Source organism: Moorena producens 3L (genome assembly GCF_000211815.1).
GTDB lineage: Bacteria > Cyanobacteriota > Cyanobacteriia > Cyanobacteriales > Coleofasciculaceae > Moorena > Moorena producens.
The window spans coordinates 37051-56037 of record NZ_GL890968.1; the positions used below are offsets into that span (position 1 = coordinate 37051).

The 18987-nt window shown below is 44.5% G+C and carries 20 protein-coding genes; 8 read left to right on the forward strand and 12 right to left on the reverse strand.

Annotated elements, in window-relative coordinates:
* A partial coding sequence (locus tag LYNGBM3L_RS27715) for a DUF2887 domain-containing protein (RefSeq protein WP_131827313.1) occupies positions 1-554 on the forward strand: 554 nt, incomplete at its 5' end.
* Between the two features lie 410 nt (positions 555-964).
* Here LYNGBM3L_RS27715 and LYNGBM3L_RS44470 read toward each other — a convergent pair.
* The 4 genes from LYNGBM3L_RS44470 to alr form a co-directional block, all read right to left on the reverse strand.
* Positions 965-1162: a hypothetical protein gene (locus LYNGBM3L_RS44470; RefSeq protein WP_154659941.1), complete on the reverse strand. Its 198-nt coding sequence runs from the start codon at positions 1160-1162 to the stop codon at positions 965-967.
* 14 nt (positions 1163-1176) lie between these two features.
* On the reverse strand, positions 1177-1833 hold the full coding sequence (gene tsf, locus LYNGBM3L_RS27725; protein ID WP_008189236.1) for a translation elongation factor Ts: 657 nt from the start codon (positions 1831-1833) through the stop codon (positions 1177-1179).
* A 158-nt stretch (positions 1834-1991) separates the two neighbouring features.
* Positions 1992-2831, reverse strand: a complete 840-nt coding sequence (gene rpsB, locus LYNGBM3L_RS27730; RefSeq protein WP_008189244.1) for a 30S ribosomal protein S2 — start codon at positions 2829-2831, stop codon at positions 1992-1994.
* 465 nt (positions 2832-3296) lie between these two features.
* Positions 3297-4523, reverse strand: coding sequence for an alanine racemase (gene alr / locus LYNGBM3L_RS27735; protein ID WP_008189245.1), 1227 nt, complete (start codon positions 4521-4523; stop codon positions 3297-3299).
* 486 nt (positions 4524-5009) lie between these two features.
* On the opposite strand from alr, the gene LYNGBM3L_RS27740 reads away from it, so the two are divergent.
* Entirely contained in the window at positions 5010-5522 is a 513-nt protein-coding gene (locus LYNGBM3L_RS27740; protein WP_008189248.1) for an inorganic diphosphatase, read from the forward strand.
* A gap of 1039 nt (positions 5523-6561) precedes the next feature.
* Entirely contained in the window at positions 6562-7473 is a 912-nt protein-coding gene (locus tag LYNGBM3L_RS27745; protein ID WP_008189251.1) for an MBL fold metallo-hydrolase, read from the forward strand.
* A gap of 562 nt (positions 7474-8035) precedes the next feature.
* On the opposite strand, the gene LYNGBM3L_RS47950 is transcribed toward LYNGBM3L_RS27745, so the two are convergent.
* A complete protein-coding gene (locus LYNGBM3L_RS47950; protein ID WP_154659942.1) occupies positions 8036-8179 on the reverse strand; it encodes a hypothetical protein in 144 nt (47 codons plus the stop codon).
* Between the two features lie 347 nt (positions 8180-8526).
* The gene (locus tag LYNGBM3L_RS41955) at positions 8527-8772 is read right to left on the reverse strand and encodes a hypothetical protein (RefSeq protein WP_131826919.1); all 246 of its coding nucleotides are present in this window, start codon (positions 8770-8772) and stop codon (positions 8527-8529) included.
* 286 nt (positions 8773-9058) lie between these two features.
* Here LYNGBM3L_RS41955 and LYNGBM3L_RS27750 point away from each other — a divergent pair, with 286 nt between their 5' ends.
* A complete protein-coding gene (locus LYNGBM3L_RS27750; RefSeq protein WP_008189253.1) occupies positions 9059-9337 on the forward strand; it encodes a hypothetical protein in 279 nt (92 codons plus the stop codon).
* Between the two features lie 184 nt (positions 9338-9521).
* Here the strand turns inward: LYNGBM3L_RS27750 and LYNGBM3L_RS27755 are convergent, their stop codons facing one another.
* The 3 genes from LYNGBM3L_RS27755 to LYNGBM3L_RS27765 all read right to left on the reverse strand — a co-directional run bounded on the left by LYNGBM3L_RS27755 (position 9522) and on the right by LYNGBM3L_RS27765 (position 11926).
* Positions 9522-10565, reverse strand: coding sequence for a hemolysin family protein (locus LYNGBM3L_RS27755; RefSeq protein WP_008189254.1), 1044 nt, complete (start codon positions 10563-10565; stop codon positions 9522-9524).
* 500 nt (positions 10566-11065) lie between these two features.
* Positions 11066-11662 carry a hypothetical protein gene (locus tag LYNGBM3L_RS27760; RefSeq protein WP_008189255.1) on the reverse strand — a complete coding sequence of 199 codons (597 nt, stop codon included), beginning with the start codon at positions 11660-11662 and terminating at the stop codon, positions 11066-11068.
* A 45-nt stretch (positions 11663-11707) separates the two neighbouring features.
* Positions 11708-11926 (reverse strand): hypothetical protein, encoded by a 219-nt coding sequence (locus tag LYNGBM3L_RS27765; RefSeq protein WP_008189258.1) that lies wholly within the window; start codon positions 11924-11926, stop codon positions 11708-11710.
* Between the two features lie 207 nt (positions 11927-12133).
* On the opposite strand from LYNGBM3L_RS27765, the gene LYNGBM3L_RS27770 reads away from it, so the two are divergent.
* Positions 12134-12799, forward strand: a complete 666-nt coding sequence (locus LYNGBM3L_RS27770) for a sigma-70 RNA polymerase sigma factor region 4 domain-containing protein (RefSeq protein ID WP_008189259.1) — start codon at positions 12134-12136, stop codon at positions 12797-12799.
* 87 nt (positions 12800-12886) lie between these two features.
* Positions 12887-13942: a tetratricopeptide repeat protein gene (locus LYNGBM3L_RS27775; RefSeq protein WP_008189262.1), complete on the forward strand. Its 1056-nt coding sequence runs from the start codon at positions 12887-12889 to the stop codon at positions 13940-13942.
* Here LYNGBM3L_RS27775 and LYNGBM3L_RS27780 read toward each other — a convergent pair.
* Positions 13932-14462 (reverse strand): 2TM domain-containing protein, encoded by a 531-nt coding sequence (locus LYNGBM3L_RS27780; protein ID WP_008189265.1) that lies wholly within the window; start codon positions 14460-14462, stop codon positions 13932-13934. The genes LYNGBM3L_RS27775 and LYNGBM3L_RS27780 overlap by 11 nt on opposite strands.
* 34 nt (positions 14463-14496) lie before the next feature.
* On the opposite strand from LYNGBM3L_RS27780, the gene LYNGBM3L_RS27785 reads away from it, so the two are divergent.
* Both LYNGBM3L_RS27785 and LYNGBM3L_RS27790 read left to right on the forward strand, forming a co-directional pair.
* The gene (locus LYNGBM3L_RS27785) at positions 14497-14763 is read left to right on the forward strand and encodes a hypothetical protein (protein ID WP_008189267.1); all 267 of its coding nucleotides are present in this window, start codon (positions 14497-14499) and stop codon (positions 14761-14763) included.
* A 155-nt stretch (positions 14764-14918) separates the two neighbouring features.
* Entirely contained in the window at positions 14919-16046 is a 1128-nt protein-coding gene (locus tag LYNGBM3L_RS27790) for a site-2 protease family protein (RefSeq protein WP_008189269.1), read from the forward strand.
* 104 nt (positions 16047-16150) lie between these two features.
* Here the strand turns inward: LYNGBM3L_RS27790 and LYNGBM3L_RS47955 are convergent, their stop codons facing one another.
* Positions 16151-17587, reverse strand: coding sequence for a URC4/urg3 family protein (locus tag LYNGBM3L_RS47955; protein ID WP_008189270.1), 1437 nt, complete (start codon positions 17585-17587; stop codon positions 16151-16153).
* 92 nt (positions 17588-17679) lie between these two features.
* The gene (locus LYNGBM3L_RS27800; protein ID WP_008189272.1) at positions 17680-18948 is read right to left on the reverse strand and encodes a GTP cyclohydrolase II; all 1269 of its coding nucleotides are present in this window, start codon (positions 18946-18948) and stop codon (positions 17680-17682) included.
* Between the last annotated feature and the right edge of the window lie 39 nt (positions 18949-18987).

An 18987-nucleotide genomic window follows, 5' to 3' on the forward strand; every position in this document is an offset into this window, starting at 1 on the left:
TGGCAGCGGTAGTATTTTGGGCTAAGCGCAGCTTGGATACAGGGATTCCCAGATGTTACGATGGCGAAGTCCAAACAGGATATCTGCACTCACTTTACCTTGATGAAACTCCAGACACCTCAGACTCAATCGGATTGGGACTGGTACGGCTGGTAGTGGAACCTCAAGCCAATGTCCAACACAGAGTACGACAACTAGAAAGATGTGCGAGGGCTCTACCAGTAGCACAGCAAAGAAATGCGATAGAATTAATAGAACAAGCCTTAGTATATAAATTTCCTGAACGTCCTTGGAGGGAATTAGAAGCGATGTTTGGACTCACAGAATGGAAACAGACCAGATTTTATCAGGAAGTGAATGCTGAAGGTCGCATTACTGAGGCACAGATTTTGGTGATGCGTCTGCTAAAAAAACGATTCCCAGAAAAGACCGAGGAAATAAACAATGTAGTTCAAGGTTTGTCTTTGTCAAATTTGGAAGGGTTAACAGATATTATTTTTGAGTTAAAAAGTTGGGAAGATTTCTTGAGCTGGTTGTCACAGTTAGACCAATAATGCTCACATGGAGTTGATACCACTCATACTCTAGAAATGCTGTGAAAAAAACTCCCAACTTTACAATGCCTTGAACACCTGGTTAGGTCAAGTCTGCCCTTGGAGCCATCAGGGCAATCTGACGACTTGCCTGTGAAAGCGTTGTGATTGGTTCCATACGGGGGCATTGAACCCCCTGGTGGAACCGCGCATTCCTCTCACACCAAATCAAAGATTATGGTGTGAGGCTCCTGCTAAACTAGCTGATCTTCCCTATCTCCCAGATGTGAGCATTCAGCTATCAGCTATTAGCTATCAGCTATCAGCTATTAGCTATCAGCTATCAGCTATCAGCTTATGGGTCACAGGCTAGAAGCCTGTGCCACGCTGTCTTGATGCAAAGCGCGAGTGGGGGAAACCACGGCAGTTGCTCATGGGGGGAACCCCCAAGACCGCACTGCCTCCCCAAGACCGCGCTGCATCGCTACTTGATGTGCTTTTGAATAAAATAAGCTGACGGCTGACGGCTGACGACTGACGGCTGACGGCTGACGGCTGACGGCTGATAGCTGAATGCTTACTCCCAGATTCACTGAAGCGTGTTGATCAAGCTCAAGGATGAAGCTCAAAGGTAAGCTTCGGTTTAAGAACCCATCTGGGCAGCAACTTCTTCAGCAAAGTTGCTTTCTTCCTTTTCAATACCTTCACCCAAGACGTAGCGAGTGAAGCGACGCACTTGGATGTTTTCACCCAACTGGGCAACACATTGCTTGACTAATTCTTCCACTGTGATGCTTTGATCACGAATGTAAGGTTGATCCATCAACGAGAGTTCTTTAAGGCGTTTTTCAATCCTACCCTGAACAATTTTCTCTTTGATATTTTCGGGCTTCTTACCTAAGTCATCCCTACCCATTTCAATGTCTTTTTCTTTTTGAACAATCTCTTGAGGGATGTCATCGACCTTCACGTATTCAACGTTAGGGCAAGCTGCTACTTGCATGGCGACGTTCTTGACTAGGGCTTGGAACTCATCGCGGCGGGCAACAAAATCGGTCTCGCAGTTAATTTCTACGAGTACACCGACTCGACCACCAGTGTGGATGTAGCTGCCGATAATTCCTTCTGCTGCCACACGACCGGATTTTTTCTCAGCTGAGGTAATGCCTTTTTTCCGCAGCCATTCCATAGCTTTGGTCATGTCTCCGTCGCTTTCTACGAGAGCTTTTTTGCAATCCATCATGCCAGCGCCGGTTTTTTCTCGTAGCTCTTTGACAAGTTTTGCTGTAATTTCCGCCATGTTGTTTTTGTTCCTACTGTTAGTGAAACTGATTACACCGTGATATCTTCCCACACTACTCGATCCGTGAGTATGGGCTTCCCAGCCCACGCTGAAAACTAGTTGATTTTTATCAAAAGGTAAATTCAGCGTAGGGCTTCAAGCTCGAAGACAACTAACTATTCTTGCTCAGTATTCTGGTTATCTCCTTGATCTACGGATTCAATTTCCTCACTTTGTTCAGTCTCTTGAATTTCCTGAATTTCCTCCTCGTCTGGGAACTCCTCTAATGCCTCTTCAAATTCTTCGTATTCGTATTCCTCTGCGGTGTCTAGCTCACCATGACGGCCTTCGTAAATGGCATCAGCCAGTTTACCTATGATTAGCTTAATCGACCGGATCGCATCGTCATTAGCTGGAATCGGAATATCGGCTAAATCAGGGTCACAGTTTGTATCTAATAGTGATACTATCGGTAGACTTAGCTTTTCACATTCCAAAATAGCGTTGTACTCACGCTTTTGGTCTATGATTATGACAATGTCGGGGACCTTACGCATCATTTTGATGCCACCTAGATACTTCTGAAGCTTGCCTAGTTCCCGACGCAGCATAGAGCCTTCTTTTTTTGGCAGTAAGTCAAGGGCACCACTGGTTTCCCGACGCTCTAAATCTTTCAGTCGCTCCACCCTGGTCTTAATTGTTTCCCAGTTGGTGAGCATACCACCTAACCAGCGCTGGTTGACATAGTAGGCACCACAACGGCTTGCCTCTTGGGCAATAATTCCAGCAGCTTGCCGCTTAGTACCCACAAACAGAAATCTTTTGCCCTGCTCTGATGAGGTGCGAATATAGTGATAAGCGTCCTCCATCAGCTGAGCTGTCTGTACCAAGTCAATGATGTGGACACCATTACGAGCAGTGTAAATGTAAGGATCCATCTTGGGGTTCCATCGGCGAGTCTGGTGACCAAAGTGAACCCCTGACTCTAGCATTTCAGCTAAAGAAACTACAGGCATAATTTTTTAACTCCTAATTCGGGTTTAACCTCCATCCAGGTGGATTTCCCTTTAGAAACACCCGAAACCCTGGATGTGCGATGTTTATAAAACCCCTTTAGGGTAACACATTCTGACTCCCTAATGGCAAAGGGATTAGATGGATAAATTTTATTTTAATAACATTAAAATTGTTAATTGGTAAGCGATCAGCGATCAGCGATCAGCGATCAGCGATCAGCTTACGCGCTACGCGCACGCTACACCGAACAGCGATCAGCCATTGGCCGTAGGCCAGGGTACTTGAGGTGCTTTTGAATAAAATAAGCTGACGGCTGTTCCCTTAGCGTGGCCAACGGCTGACCGCTGACCGCTGACCGCTGACCGCTGACCGCTGACCGCTGACCGCTGACGGCTAACGGCTGACGGCTAACGGCTGACCGCTGACCGCTGACCGCTGACCGCTGACCGCTGACCGCTGAATGCTTACCCGACTACTACACGGGGTAGTCGGTGCTTAAAACCACAAATAATTTCCCAGGAAATGGTGCCTAAAGCCATAGCCCAGTCATCTGCTGAGATTTGCTCTTCCCCATCCTGTCCAATTAAGGTAACAATTTCCCCAACTTGTATATTAGGAATATCACTAACATCGAGCATGAGCTGATCCATTGTAATTGCGCCAATCTGAGGAACTTGCTGCCCTCGGATGATGACATTGATGCGATTGGAAAGATTTCGGGGAACACCGTCAGCATAGCCAATACCGACTACTGCTAGACGCATCTGTCGATTTGAAATAAATTGATGGCCATAGCTGATACCAGTGCCAGGGGGAATAGTTTTAATTTGGGTAATCCGCGCTTTTACCTGCATCACTGGCTTGAGGTGAATAACCTTTTGAAGATGCTCTGCTGGGTAGAGACCATAGACGGCTAATCCGACACGCACCCAATCGTAGTGCAATGCTGAGTCGGTTAAGGTGGCAGCGGAATTTGCCAAGTGTAATCGGGGTGGAGTTATGCCACCAGCCTGCAATTGTGCGATCGCGTTTTTAAACCTTTGATGCTGCTGTCTCATCACTGTGGGGTCAGGACTATCAGCAGTGGCTAGATGGGAATAGACACTAGCTATTTCCAAGTTAGGTAATTGTTGGACTAAGCGTACAAACTCGATGGCATCTTGCCAAGGCATTCCCAAGCGAGACATTCCTGTATCTAGTTTCAGATGCACTGGCAGGCTTTGGTTTAGACCACTCAAGGTTTCCGAAAACACTAACGCTTGTTGAGGATTACACAGAGTTGGTTCCAATTGCCAGTGAGCGATCGCTTTGACTTGTTCTGGGGTATTAGTCGCTCCCAACAAGAGTATAGTGGCCTTAATTCCCCCTTGCCTGAGTTGAATGCCCTCTGAGACAGTAGCAACACATAACCCCCCAGCACCAGCCTCTATCGCTGTGCGGGCAACGGTTAGAGCACCATGGCCATAAGCATCCGCTTTCACCACTGCCATTAGTTGGGTAGGATGGCGCCAAAGCTGCTGTATTTGCCGTAAATTGTGATGAAGAGCAACTTGATCAATTTCGGCCCAGGCTCTTTGGCGTAATCCAGGATAAAACGAGTCAGTTAGGCAGTCAGTATCATCCCGTAGGATTTGTGTGACAGATTCCGACTGTAATGGTGTTATACCAATCCTCTGCTGAAGCTCTCCCATAGCACTTCACTCCTCAATCACTCACACATTACACACACATTACACACTATAGGTCGAATGACGCTTTGAAAAGTTGCTGTGAGATGTCACAATGTTCCACGGGGCTAGTAGTTCAATATAGCTGCCATTGAACGGCACCCTGCGTAAGCATATGCGCTACGCGCACGCTACGCGAACAGCAGTCAGCCGTCAGCCGTCAGCTTATTTTATTCAAAAGCACCTCAAGTAGGGTGCGCGTAGCGCATAAACTGTTCGCTTAGCGTGGCCACATGCCTTTGGCTGATAGCTGATAGCTGATAGCTGATAGCTGATAGCTGATAGCTTAGCACCCTGCTCAGGATAATCTGATCGGTTGGCTATTCTACCTACCTAAAAAATCCTGAACTATGGGATTTGTTTGGGTAAGTATTAAAGCAGCTATTAGGATGTCTTAAGCACTAAAGATGAGATAACCCACATCTGCTGTTTTTTTGAAACATATAGTTCATGGATTTATCAAAGATTCCTGCTCAACCTAAACCAGGTCTGATCAACGTTTTAATTGAAATTCCCGCAGGTAGTAAAAATAAGTATGAGTTTGACAAGGATCTAGAAGCCTTTGCCCTTGACCGGGTACTTTATGCATCGGTACACTACCCCTATGACTACGGCTTTGTCCCTAACACTCTAGCAGATGATGGTGATCCTCTTGATGGTATGGTGATAATGGATCAACCTACGTTCCCTGGTTGTGTGATTACCGCTAGACCAATCGGGATGCTGGAAATGATCGATGGAGGTGATCGGGATGAAAAAATTCTGTGTGTTCCTGACAAGGATCCTCGCTACGCTGAAGTAAAAACTCTCCAAGATATCGCGCCCCATCGGTTGGATGAAATTGCTGAATTTTTCAGGACATACAAAAATCTGGAAAAAAAAGTCACTAAAATTTTAGGATGGAAAGATCTTGATCAGGTAATGCCTTTGGTGGAAGAGTCAATCAACAACTATAAGCAGTAGGGACTGATCAAGTAGGGACTCATCGGTGAGATGAGTTCCACTAGAGTTTCTTTTCTTAGGCTAATGGTTAGATGCTAGAAAGCTAGCAAAGCGATTAGCCATTCTCTGTTTTAAGGGCAAGCATAACAAAAAATACCCCAACCCTAATCAAGTAGGGTCAGGGAGTGATCCCAACAGAAGGTGACATACTCCCACACTGACTCTTTGAGTTCAGTGTGGGCTTCTTGCCAACTCCACCCAATAGTTAGGATACAAGGCCGTAGGCCACGCGGGGCGCGTTCGGCAAGGTTTATTAATGACACGGGATGCCCCTCCGCGCCGGAACATACAATGAGTTTGAGTTTTTTCTTAGGCACGTAGGTGGTGGTTAGCTCTTCATTTGTCTTCCCTACTAGATTTAGTATACACGGTCTTCGATCCTGTCCGCAATTCATCTCACACTCATGGCGTAGCATTGAGATGTGAGATGAATTGCGGATGAAGCTAAAAGATATTACCTTTTTAGGTGAGGAGATAATCAGGTGAGGATGGGATGGGGTGAGCAGTTATACTTGAGATGGGCATACACTGAGCTTTTGGTTTAGCTGTCGAGGTTAAGCTATAAGGAAATGGGCTGACTTCCGATAAATGAAAGCTGACCGATCAAGGGATAACCGATGATTTACCAGTTCCCATTCTAATTGATTGAATTAATTTGATGCGTTTGTGACATAGGTCACAAACTGTTTAGTTCCTAATCCGTTAAAATTAACCAACACTTAAGATACAGTTAAGAGAAAGCATAACTGTATCTTAACTTGTTTAGGGGGGCTGAAAGGTTCCAAATTAGAGATCTGACTAAATTACTGGGGCTGTTGTGGTTGCTTTCCCCCATCTATTTACTCTTGATGTATTCAATTTGATGTATGAAATCCGCCCACTTTAACAGAAAGTAGTGGTTAACCCTGATGGTTACTCATTTTCACCCGAGTATCCTCTAGTCGGAATCTACCAATGGGAATAATTTATAACTTAGGCTGACGTAATTCACAGATTCAAGATGCAAAATCTAGTAGCACCCACACGAGGCAACTATAAGGCTAAACCCAGCCTAAACAATGGCACTGGAGGCGACTTGAGCGTCCGATTTTGGGGCGTTAGGGGTCAAATTTCGGCTCCTGGGACAGATACAATTCGCTATGGTGGCAATACATCTTGTGTAGAGATGCGTGTTGGTAGAAAACGCTTAATCTTTGACGGTGGCAGTGGTTTGCGGGTGCTGGGAAATCATTGGCTTAAGCAAATGCCCATAGAAGCTCACATTTTTTTTTCTCATAGCCATTGGGACAGCATTCAAGGGTTTCCCTTTTTTACTCCTGCGTTTATTCCTGGTAACTGTTTTCATATCTATGGAGCAGCAGCACCTGATGGGGCATCCATTGAACAGTGTCTAGGTCAGCAAATGATTGCTCCAAATTTTCCAGTGCCCCTTCAGGTCATGCAGTCAGATCTGAAATTTCACGGGCTGAGGTCAGGTCATACAGTAACCCTAGATGATGTAACTGTAGAGGCTGTGCTTCTTAATGACTCACATCAAGCAATGGGCTATCGGGTAAACTGGCAAGGATATGCTGTTGTGTACGCCACTACTCACTCCAATGGTTGGGGTGCCATTGATGAAAATCTACGATACCTATCCCGTCAAGCAGATTTGCTAATTTTGGATGCTCCCTTTCCCCTCACAGGAGATGATCTGTCTAATTATTCACCTTTGATTTGGCAAGATCAGCGTTGGCAAACTGGCATAGCAACGGCAAAGGTGGCAGGTGTTAAGCGCATAGTTATGTCTCGTTATCATCCTGACTATAATGATGATTATCTCGACAAACTAGAAAAGCAACTCCAGTCTTTCAATGGTAATCACTTACTGGCTCGCGAGGGGATGGTTTTGCCTGTTTGTTCAAGGGTATAGGTTATTAGGTATGACTATAGTGCTGGAATTTTAGCTGAACCGCGAGAAGCCCCGCACTTTACCTTCATTGGCTAAGTGTCGTATGGGAAGCGCGGGGTAAGCTCCGGAACGAAGCTTACCAATGTGATATACTAGAAATGGTAGGGAAGATAAATAAAGAGCTAACCGCCACCTACCAAATAAAAATATAACTTTTTGTATTGTTCCGGCGGGTCGGGGCATCCCGGAGACGAAACCTTAGAATAGGGTTTGAAGTTACCGTAAGATCAGGTCGCCTTTTTGGGTTGTAGGTTATGCAGAAAAGGTTTAAAACTATTGTTATAAAGGCGACCTGATCTAAGGTTTCGTCTCTTGCCTTAATCATAAAGTTTTAACCCTTTACCCATAGCCGACTAACCATAAAGGCTGCCCCAGCGAGGGATTGCTCGCTGGGGTAACTTCTGACCGTGTCGTTAATAAAGCTTATCGTTCGCGTAGCGTGGCCTACGGCCTTGTATCCAAAAGCAGTAGCTGGAGTTGGTAAGAAGCCCGCCCTGTCCCGTTAGGGCAGCGTCGGGAGATGTCACGTAGTGTTGATATTCCCCAGAGTGTGTTCCCGTAGCGGCTCTTCGAGAGCATCGCATTTATCCCACTGGCGATGCGCGATCGCACTCTGGGGAATGCTGTTGGTTATTACTCGCTTTCGGGGTACTGATCCTGAACCCAATGGTTCACCCTGGTGGTTGTCGGTTACTGGAAATCCCTCTAATTAAGTTTTCTATTAGATTAGCCCAATCCTTTAATATATAGCGCTACAGTTCAATAGTCGTCCTGTCAGGTAAATATATTTCGCAATAGTTCTCAATCATGATATTAAAGCATTAAAAATGTCTATTTGATCAGCTTGATCAGCTGGCTTGGGGCAAGTGATTGGGGAAAACGCTCCTCGTCTGAGGCAATCCCTATGCCCAAAAAAAAAGAGAGCCACGTTTTTGACTCTCTCGATCATCAGGGTGCATCTACTAATTAAAATTTATCACAAATGGTGAGGGGTGTGACCCCTCATAGCAAAAATCAGCCAAATGGCTGATACCAATGGGCTAAATACCTGTGGGATATTACCTGTCCGATATAGAGTATATTGCCCTTTTGGCTGATTTTTGCCTCAATTTCACCGGATAAGCCCAAAAATAGTGTCCTAAAGGCTATCCGATCGGACAGAAATCCAGATTCGTAATAATTCAAGGTGATGTGGAATTGGTCAAGGGGATTTAGAGCAAATTGACATAAGCGATCGCTTAATGGCAGAGATGATCTCAAGCTTGTGCCAGTGGGAAGATAACTAAAAACTGAGGTCGATACTGATCACTCAGTAAAGGCGCACAAGCATGGATCTGTATAGTGGATCTGTATATTAGTAACCAACAGAAGACTCTGTTGACTGAAGTGATGCTCTAGAAAAGACTTGAAATCCTAGGTACTTGAGTTGTGGAATCGTTCATTCGCGAAGGGTGGCCCACGGCCAAGGTTTTGATGAAATTTCCTGAAACTCTAGATTTCCTTAAGTAGTGGGTATTAGACTTAACTTAAGGTACACCCTTGTCTGATGAAATTTGCTACTATTGCCCAAGCTAAGAGAATAATAATCTTTATACTAACGTTTTGCTTAAGTGGGTGTTTTCCTCAACTTGATCAACTATTCAGAAATCCATCTTGTAGGAAAGCTGAAGAAGTTGTCAAAACAGCCCAAAATAAATTCAATAGTATAGTTTTTAATTTGACGCTAGAAAGTCCCGATCAAGAGACAATTGAAAAGCTATACTCACAACTTCAAATTCTTGAAGAATCAGAAGAAAAAGCTTATCAAATATGTCAAAAAATCTAGTTTTTTAATTTATATAGCTTGGTTTAAAGGGAACAGCGGATCTGGGAACAGCGGATCTGGGAACAGCGGATCTGGGAACAGCGGATCTGGGAACAGGAAAAGGATAGCAGCAATGCATCGCTTTTTTTATCAATCATCTGTTTACATCTCAAATAAAAATTATCTCTTTATTCTTTTCCGAAAACTAATCCTGATCAAGACCATAAGATTGCAACATTTTTTCTCGCCGTTTACGAGCAATTGCTTGTAGATCAATGTTTCGATCGGTCTCATCAACAATTTCACCGGTTAGCACCTCCAGTACATCCTCCAGGGTGACTACACCAGAAACACCCCCATATTCATCCAGTACAACCATCAGATGTTCACGGGTTTGCTGAAAGGTTTTCAGTAGCTTATCAGCCCGAACAGTTTCAGGGACAAAGCGGACTTTACGAATCAGAGAAGCAAGGGGTTGGTTATGTTTTTCTTCAATGATTGCTGTGAGTAACTCATCTTTGAGAGCAATTCCAATAACTTTATCAATAGAGTCTTCAACCACAGGCATCCGGGTGTGAGGCGAAGCAATAATGCTTGGTTTAGCGTCAGCCAAAGTGGTATTACCATGTAAATAGGTGGTTAGGATTCGCGGCGTCATTAAATCAGATGCAGTCAAATCATTTAACTGAAATACTCGTTGGATCATTTCTGCTTCATCATCTTCAATCACCCCTTCTTGATACCCAACCTTCGCTAAAAACCGGATTTCCGCCTCATTGGTGGTAGGAAGTTTTTGACCTTTAGTAAACGGAGCAGTAATTTTTTCCATCAACCACACCAGAGGGGTAAACACAACGGTTAAGAACCGAACTGGTAGAGCCACGAGTAGGGCGATGTTTTGGGCGTAGATCTGACCAAGGGTTTTCGGGACAATTTCCCCAAATACAATAATGAGAAAGGTAAATAGACCTGAAAAAACCCCCAACCAAGCCTCTCCTAAGACCCTAGCAGCAAGGGAACCAATTACGATGCTGCCAACAATGTTGAAGGTGTTGTTGAGAATAACAATGGTAGCTATGGGCCGGTTCATGTTTTTGCGAATCGCCAGTAGTGCTAACGGTGTAGGCTTGTTTGACTGCGCTAACTGTCGGACTTTAACGATAGGCACTGAAAACAAAGCCGTTTCTGCCATAGCACAGATGGCTGAACCCAACAGAACAATAAGTACTGCGATAATGACTTCAAACATGTTGACAATCCCCGTCCTATAAGGACGGGGATTCTTACTTCAACGAGCTGTCTTGCCAAACCAGGTCGGAACCAGGAAAGGTAGAGGACAATTCTCCATAAGAGTTTAGATATTATAGATCTAGGTTTCGGTGTGCCCCACCGTACCTTACCTTTTTTTTACATATAGATAGATACTTTTTTTATCTAATTTTTTTTCATAGACGTTTAAGTCGTTAGACCAAATTACGCAATATGTATCTCTTACATATTTTTTACGTTGTCTACTTATGATTAGATAGTATTTATCTAGTTTTTGGTTTCTTGTTTATACTTTTATAATAACACGCAGTGCGAAAACTGTCAAGTTTTAACTTAAAAAGAAAGCCGTCCTATAAGGACGGGGCGCGATTACCCAAAATTTTTGGTAAATGTGATTAGGCGTAAAACCTTAGGCTGGTGCGCTACGCGCAATTGTTACCCGCCTAATCCCTGATTAACTCACCATTATTGATTTAACCGCTAATTAGAAACTTCTGCCAGTTCAATTACACGATCGTCCACATCCTTGACCAAAAAGTTCAGGGGCTTGAGGGTGCGCACTTTGTATTTCAGCCGTCTCATCTGCACCAGCATCAAAACTTGATCCAAGCACTCATGGTCAAAGCACACGTGACGTTGTTGGTTTTTATTGCCCAAGCTAGCTCCGGAAATCACGTGGAGCTGGGTATTCTTCTTTAACTGGTACCATAGCCCATCAGCACCACTGAACTGGGTCGCTTGGGTGGTTCCCAGATTGGTTGACATATATAGGGGGTCAATGCTGGTACTCCCCATGGTTTGCTCGTAATTATAGTAGTAATGTAGGGGGACTTCTGCTGCGGATAACTCTAGCAAGCCTTCATAAAACTGTCGCGCTATTGCCAAATCAGACACCATGATGGTGTGAACTTTTGGAGCGCTGGTCAAAAACATCCACATGGCAAAGGCATAGGCCCCTAGGAGCATCACCATGATACCTTGAGTGGAAAACAGGCTATCTAAAGGCAAAGAGGGTAAAAATGCGCCAAGAGGCAGGGGCGAAGTTAGCCAGGAAATAATATCAACTGATAGAATCATAAACTTAAACAGAGTTAGCAACTGGATAAATTAGTTTAAAGGTCCTTATGAACTTTTTGTCCAATCGTAGGTAATATTATTACCATCAGACATTGAGGTGCGACCCAAGGCCGTGAGCAATCCCTCACGGCCTTGGAGGCGCGCACCTTGGCGATGGCCTTTGGGCCACGCTACGCGAACGCTTTTTCTCAATTTTAGCTTCAACTGAAGGAGCATCGGAGCACCACAGGTTGTAGACTTGGTATCGGCATCCATCTCCTTCATCTTGAGGTCTAGTCCAGACCTAGGATACTAGGTTTGGAGATTGATCAACTCCAATGCCAGTTAATCATCGGCATTTCCCCTTTCTCAACACGAGGGGGTTGTGGTGAGATCAGGATGCATCTACAGGTGCGACCTGTGGCGAATTAAATTCCCTAAGGTCAAGGGCACCTCTCTAATTCTCCTAATTACAGGTTTTATTGAAAGATTGTGCAAATTCCCAATTTTCCTGAATCTAAGCATCCACTTATTAAATCACTGTTTCATCATAGTGATCAGGAATTGCTGACTTTGTTTCAGCGTCATCGGTCTGAAGGGAAGTACTTTACAGCAATTTTCTGTCGCTACAGTCCTATTGTCTATACATTAGTGCGCCACTCAGCGCGATCGCCTGTACAGGCGGAATATCTATTTGCTCTGACTTGGCGTCACATCTATCACGAACTGGGTGGCATGGATTTGCGGGAGGATTATGGACTAGAGTCAACGTCCTTCCAAAACCAGATTATAAACCTAACGGCGGTTTGTATTAACCAGGCCGACTTGCCACCAGTGGAATCTATTCACTATAACCTGAATTTAGCACCACCACCCTTGTGGTGTTATCTGGAAATGGCATTGGAACAGCTGCCACCAGCGGTGCGGTTGATGGTAATCATGGCTCAGACCTTTCACTGGAGTGAAACGCGAATTGCGGCTTATCTGCAAGCGGAGGGAGAAATGATTACTCCAGCTCAAGTCAGAACTGAACTCCAAGAAGGCTATGAACTGTTGGAAGCTGCTTTACCAGATGATATTAGGGTGGTCTATCTGGGGGTCGAAGCCAAGAATCGAGAAGAATCTGATCTATTTGCAGTACCGGTTTTGAGTGAATAAGGGGCGGTTAGTTTGCACCCTTGATCGGGGTACTTTGATTATAGGTTCAACAATAGCAGAAACGTTGATCAAACGGAGTCTTTTGGTATGGCGAATCATAGCAGGTTGCTGACTAGTCTTTCCGGAATCATAGCGCTAGCCTTTATTCCCTTGGTAATGTTGGCTAGCCCTATGGCTTGGGGTCAGACTCGGAGCATCGACCAACAACTGGCAATCCCTTTAGACAATCGTAGTGACCGCAGAGCAAGAAATCGGGCAGATTTTTTCCTGGAACAGTCAGAGCTGGCCAAACAGAGTGGTAACTTGAACGAAGCGATCGCGTATTTGTCCCAAGCGGGAGAAATTTATCAGCAAATTGGTGACTTTGAGGGATTGGGTAAGACTTACAATTCCCTAGGTCAGACTTACGCCAAGTTGGGACGCTATCAAGATGCAGAGCGAGCCTTGCGCCGAGGCTTGGGTGCTGCCCGTTCTCAACAAAGTTTTCAGCCACAGATTTATAGTATAAATAATATTGGAATATTATTGCTGCAAACGAGAAACCTCAAAGCGGCTCAGGAAGCTTTTACGGAAGCACTGACCATTTCCCGTACTATTAAGGATGATGACGGTGAAGGGTTGAGTCTGAATAATTTAGGCTTAGTGGCAGCTCAAGGGGGAAATTATCCCGAGGCGATTAAGTGGTATGAAGCTGCCCTAGTTTTACGGCGTCGCTCTCGGGATAAGTTGGGTGAGACGAATATCCGGAATAACTTGGGAGATGCCTATCTCGCCGCTAGACGGGAAAAAGATGCTTTGTATTCTTACCGCATTGCCCAGATACTGGCTGAGAAAGTTGACAATGTGTTCAATCAGATTCGTGCTATTAAGGGTATAGCGTTAACCCATATCGCTACAGGTAAGAATCGGCAAGCGGTGAAAGCACTGAAGGAATATCTGGCTTTGGCACAAGAACAAAACAATCGCCGTGAAGAGCTTGTTGCTCTAAAGTTGTTTGCCCAGTTATATCAAGACACTGGTAACTTGTTGGAAGCTCGGGCTTTTTATGAAAAAGCGATCGCAGTGGCTCATGCTTTAGGAGATATTCAGGAAGAAACATTGTTGATGAGCGATTTAGCTCAAATTATTTATGTTAGTCCTTAGTAGTTAGTCCTTGGTCTTGAATCCAGTTTTTGAGACTAGAATAAGTTGATTGGGCTATCTGTTTGACCTGGTTTTGAAGTTTCCATTTTTGGAAAGCTCTTTCGTAGTCATCGCCCTGTACTTGATAAGTATTCCAGGCTCTGAGTGCTATCCACAAACCCCAGAACAAGAAAATATATAAAGACCAAGACAGGGCAGCAAAGTTAAAACCAACGTTAATTAGATTAATCGCCAATAAAAAACTATTAACGATTACAAATTTTCCAAAACTTTTTTTGAATTGGCTACGTCGGTAGCTATTGAATTCATGACGTTTTTGCTGTTCTTGTTGTTGGGCTAGCCATTCTCGTTCTGCTTCCAAGAGAGTGTGGATTGAAATCCCTAATTCTGAAGCAATTTCCACCAACTGTTCACGGGAAAATTCTTCAACCATTTCCTGACGTGCCAGGGCTAGATTGAGGATTTGCTGGATGTCTTGTTGGTTGTAAGAGTGGGTGCTTTTGGTTTGAAAGACGGACATCGTTTAGTCAGTTTTACTAGTAGGAAGGGGGGTAGTGCTTAAAGAAGATGTTGCTCTAAACACGCTTGAGCTAAGAGCGGTGCTTAATTTTATTATGCCGATGGAAACAGAGAGGGGTCAAACCACCTGCATTCCTAAAACCGCACTAAGCGTGGACGGATTTTACGGCATTTTAGCAATCGGCAAATCTTTTACATTTCGTTACGATAGAACCATGAAAGACGAAACTACTATCGAGTTGCCTTCAGGTAGGTTAATTGTTCATTGCTCTTGGTTGATTGTTGATTGGCAAAAGCGATAAACCCTTTACTGCCAAGGATAACTGGCAATGGTATCATGATCTATTTTTCATGAACTATTTTTCATGAAATGTTAACTATGAACCATAACCTATCTACTACCTTAGAAGCCAACTTGGTATAAAAAAACGTCTTAGGAGAGTTTGAGGTAGTCTGCATGAACAGCAGTATTCGTGTTGGGAATTTATTTGGGATTCCCTTTTATGTGAATCCAAGCTGGTTTCTAGTCCTAGCTTTAGTCACCTTTGATTTCGGAGGTGACTTAACAAATTTTTCAGGATTGAGCGGTGTTTTGCCATGGTTTTTAGGATTTGTGACTGCACTTTTGTTATTTGCCTCTGTCTTAGCTCATGAACTAGGACACAGTTTTGTAGCGATTCAGCAGGGAATTGAGGTTAAATCTATCACTCTCTTCCTATTTGGTGGTCTAGCTAGCCTGGAGAAAGAATCAAAAAGTCCACTAGAGGCGTTCTTAGTTGCGATTGCTGGTCCAGCTGTTAGTTTGCTACTATTTGCTCTACTATATGCCGTTCAGGCTAATGCTAATCTAGCTAGTTCATTGGCATCAATTGTTGGACTCCTCGCCTCCATCAATTTGGCTTTAGCATTGTTCAACTTAATTCCTGGCTTACCCCTAGATGGGGGTAACATCCTGAAGGCACTGGTTTGGCAAGTTACGGACAACCCACACAAAGGTGTGTTATTTGCTAGCCGTGTTGGTCAGTTCTTTGGTTGGGGAGGAATTATTTATGGAGTGCTTCCAATCCTACTTTATGGTAGCTTTAATGGCATCTGGTTTGCCTTAATTGGTTTGTTCTTGCTGCAAAATGCTGGCATGTCTGCCCAATCTGCTATGGTTCAAGACCAGCTCGATGGGTTGACAGCAGAAGATGCGGTCATTGCCAACAGCCCAATTGTATTCGCTGATTTGTCTCTAAGGGAGTTTGCCAACGAGTACATTATCGGTAAAAATCAGTGGCGCAAGTTTGTAGTAACTGATGAAGCGGGCCAACTGCTAGGAGTTGTGATAGTCGATGATCTCAAAACTGTTCCTACCTCTAATTGGCCGGTGACTCCAGTAAGAGCACTGATTAAGTCTGTTAAGACTTTGAGAACTGTTCAATCAGACCATTCCCTGTTAGACGTTGTCAAAATTATGGAGAAAGAGCAGCTAGAGCAGCTACCTGTGGTTAGTGACAACGGTGTAGTGATGGGAATTCTGGATACAGCTTCCATTCGCAGTATCCTCGAAGAACGAAAAAAGGCTATTGAGGGTAAGGGGTAAGGGGTAATGGGTAAGGGGTAATGGGTAAGGGGTAATGGGTAAATGAACCAACTACTAGATCACCCAACTAGACTTGAGTACCCAATTGAGCAGGTCAAATTTTGTCAAAAGACTGTGCCATCACTTTCTATCTGAATCGGGGAAGAGCCTCCTGGTCTTAATTGAGCAGCAATTCTACGTCCTGCTGTCCAAGTTCCTCCTTGTAAAACTTTTACTAGTGGCAATTCAGTAGCACTCAGGTTCAGTTGTTGACGAATAGTTCCTGCTATTTGATCTAGCAAACTAACGGTGAGTGCTCGCCACTCAATAATCACTTCGGAGCTGGGTAAGTGAGACTGTTGTAAAATAGCGCTATCCTTGACTTCTAGTAATCCTAGATCTAAACATAAGCCCCCATTTCGATATTCTGCTAGGCCGGTCAACTGCTCAAGTTCAGTAATCTCTAAACCCAGTTCCTGCAATGGCTCTAATAGGGAGTAAGTTAACCACTGGGAGAGTTTGTGAAATGGTACATACTCGGAACCATAGTTATCCCCTTTGAGAGCAGAATGTTGCCACACATCCCCTAAGTTGACCCCCGCTATTGATTCTCGTTTTGGCCAAATATCCCCTAATCCTTCGAGGACGGTGCTGAATAGGTTAGTGGCACTCAGAAGGTTGGCAGGTTCACAGGTTGCAGGTTGTTGGTTGCCAGGTTGTAGGTTAGCTGGTTGACAAGTTGCAGGTTGTTCCTGGGGAGGTTGTGAATCTGTAAGTGGCTTGACCCAGCTTTGGTTGTCTTGGCAACTTTCAAGGTTTAAGTTGCTAAGCTGCAATCCCTTGGTAACCTGCAACTGATCTAGCCAGTGGTAATTTACCAAGTCATTTACCAAGTAATTTACTAAGTTGCCAGGACGAGGATTGACTTTGCCAAACATCTGTGGTATAATAGCTAGGGATTGCCCTAAGCGCTGTAGTAAGGCTAGCCTACCCTCTATGCCTATGAGTGGATTGGTTTGACTGACCTGGAATCCCTGGGCTAAGTGGTGGGCACTCAAGGATTGAAGTCCTTTGGCATCGACTTGCCAAGGTAGGTCTGGGTCGCTGGAGAAAGCTCCCTGACAGAACATGCGGAAACTAGCAACGGCTAATCCTTCGGAACGGCGAAACACTAGTCCGGTTTCTGGTTCATGATACTGCCAATTGCTGCCAGCTCCAGCATCGAGCAGGACGCTAATGATGACTAAGTCGAATTTGGTTTGGGCTTTTTGGAGTGGAGTGAATCCTGCCAATTTCTGGTCTAGTTCCCGAAGACGAGGGACATTTCCTACCTCAAAATGCCGCCAGCGACTATGAAATGGAATCTGGAAATCGGGGTAGTGCTGGTGCATTACCTCGATGACATAGTTAGCTACTTGCTCTAGCTTGGTTAAATTGCAGCGAAAGTACTGCAACTGGTCAGCACTAGCTAAGGTGAAAATGCGATCGCATCTCTCCCGAATTGCCAATGGGGTTCTTAAGTAAGCGATTAACTGCTGTTGTGCATTATCCACAGGTGACATAGGCAACAGGAAATTACGGAATAGGCAATTCGGGGTTAACTAAGCACTATTGACTATTGACTATTGACTATTGTGACTATTGACGATAAATACTAATCGGCTAAACCGCGCCCTTGAATTTCAGCTAATGCGATCGCATCTTGTTCAGTTGTATTTTCAGTGTAATAACCAGCAGCTTTTTTGGCAGCGATTTCTACTTGGGCATCAGCGGGAATTAAATGTTCTGGAATGGGAATGCGCTGAATAATCTCAATACCGGATTCAACGATAGCGTTATATTTCATATCGCTCATGGAGACAAAACGGTCAATTCGTTTAATTCCCAGCCAATTGAGCACATCAGGCATTAGTTCTTGGAAGCGCATATCTTGAACCCCAGCGACACACTCTGTACGGTTGAAGTAGGCATTAGCGCTATCACCTCCTTGCTGACGTTTCCGGGCATTATACACTAGAAACTTAGTTACTTCACCTAAGGCGCGACCTTCTTTACGGAAATAAACAATGACACCTGCACCTCCAGCTTGGGCTGTTTGGACACAGACTTCTAGACCATGGACTAGATACGGACGACAGGTGCAGATGTCGGAACCGAAAACATCAGAACCATTACATTCATCATGAACTCGTACAGCCAGCAGTCGATTGGGTTCAGTAATGGCTGCTACATCACCAATTAAATAAACAGTGATACTACCAATCGGGGGTAAGAATACCGTTAAATCGGGGCGAGTGATCAGTTCTGGGAACATGCCACCGGTTTGCTGGAATAGAGCACGGCGCAGGTAACTTTCCTGAATGTCCAATCGCTGGGCAATTCCCGGTAGATACCAAACCGGGTCAATTGCTACTTTAGTGACTACTAAACTACCATCGTTTTTAATAATTTTGCCATCAATTGCTAAACGCTTTTTATCTACAGCATCCTGTAGTTCTGGCATATTAATATGAGCTTTGGTGATGGCAATCGTGGGTCTAATGTCATATCCCTGCTGATATAAATCGCTATAAACCTCACCTACCATCGCCCCAAAGGGGTCGAGAGAGACAATCAAATTAGGGTCAGTCCAACTGGGATGAGGACCAATGGGAACGATGGGAGCAGTGTTGGTGAGATCCGGGCGGTGATTGGGCTCGAGTGTGCCACTGGCTACGGCTAAAGCTCGATACACTGAATAGGAGCCTGAGTGAGTACCAATAACATTGCGATGAGCTGAGTTAACTAAGGTACCGACAATAGGTCCTCGTTTGAGGGGGTCACTTTCTCCCCAGTTAATTGCTGGAGAATTGCATCTAGAAGAGTTAGGATGGGAGGTTAAAACAATATGCTTGGGTTTGGTTATAGTTTTTGAATCTTCCATTATAGTTAATCTGTAGAATGCACCAACGAGTGTCTAGGT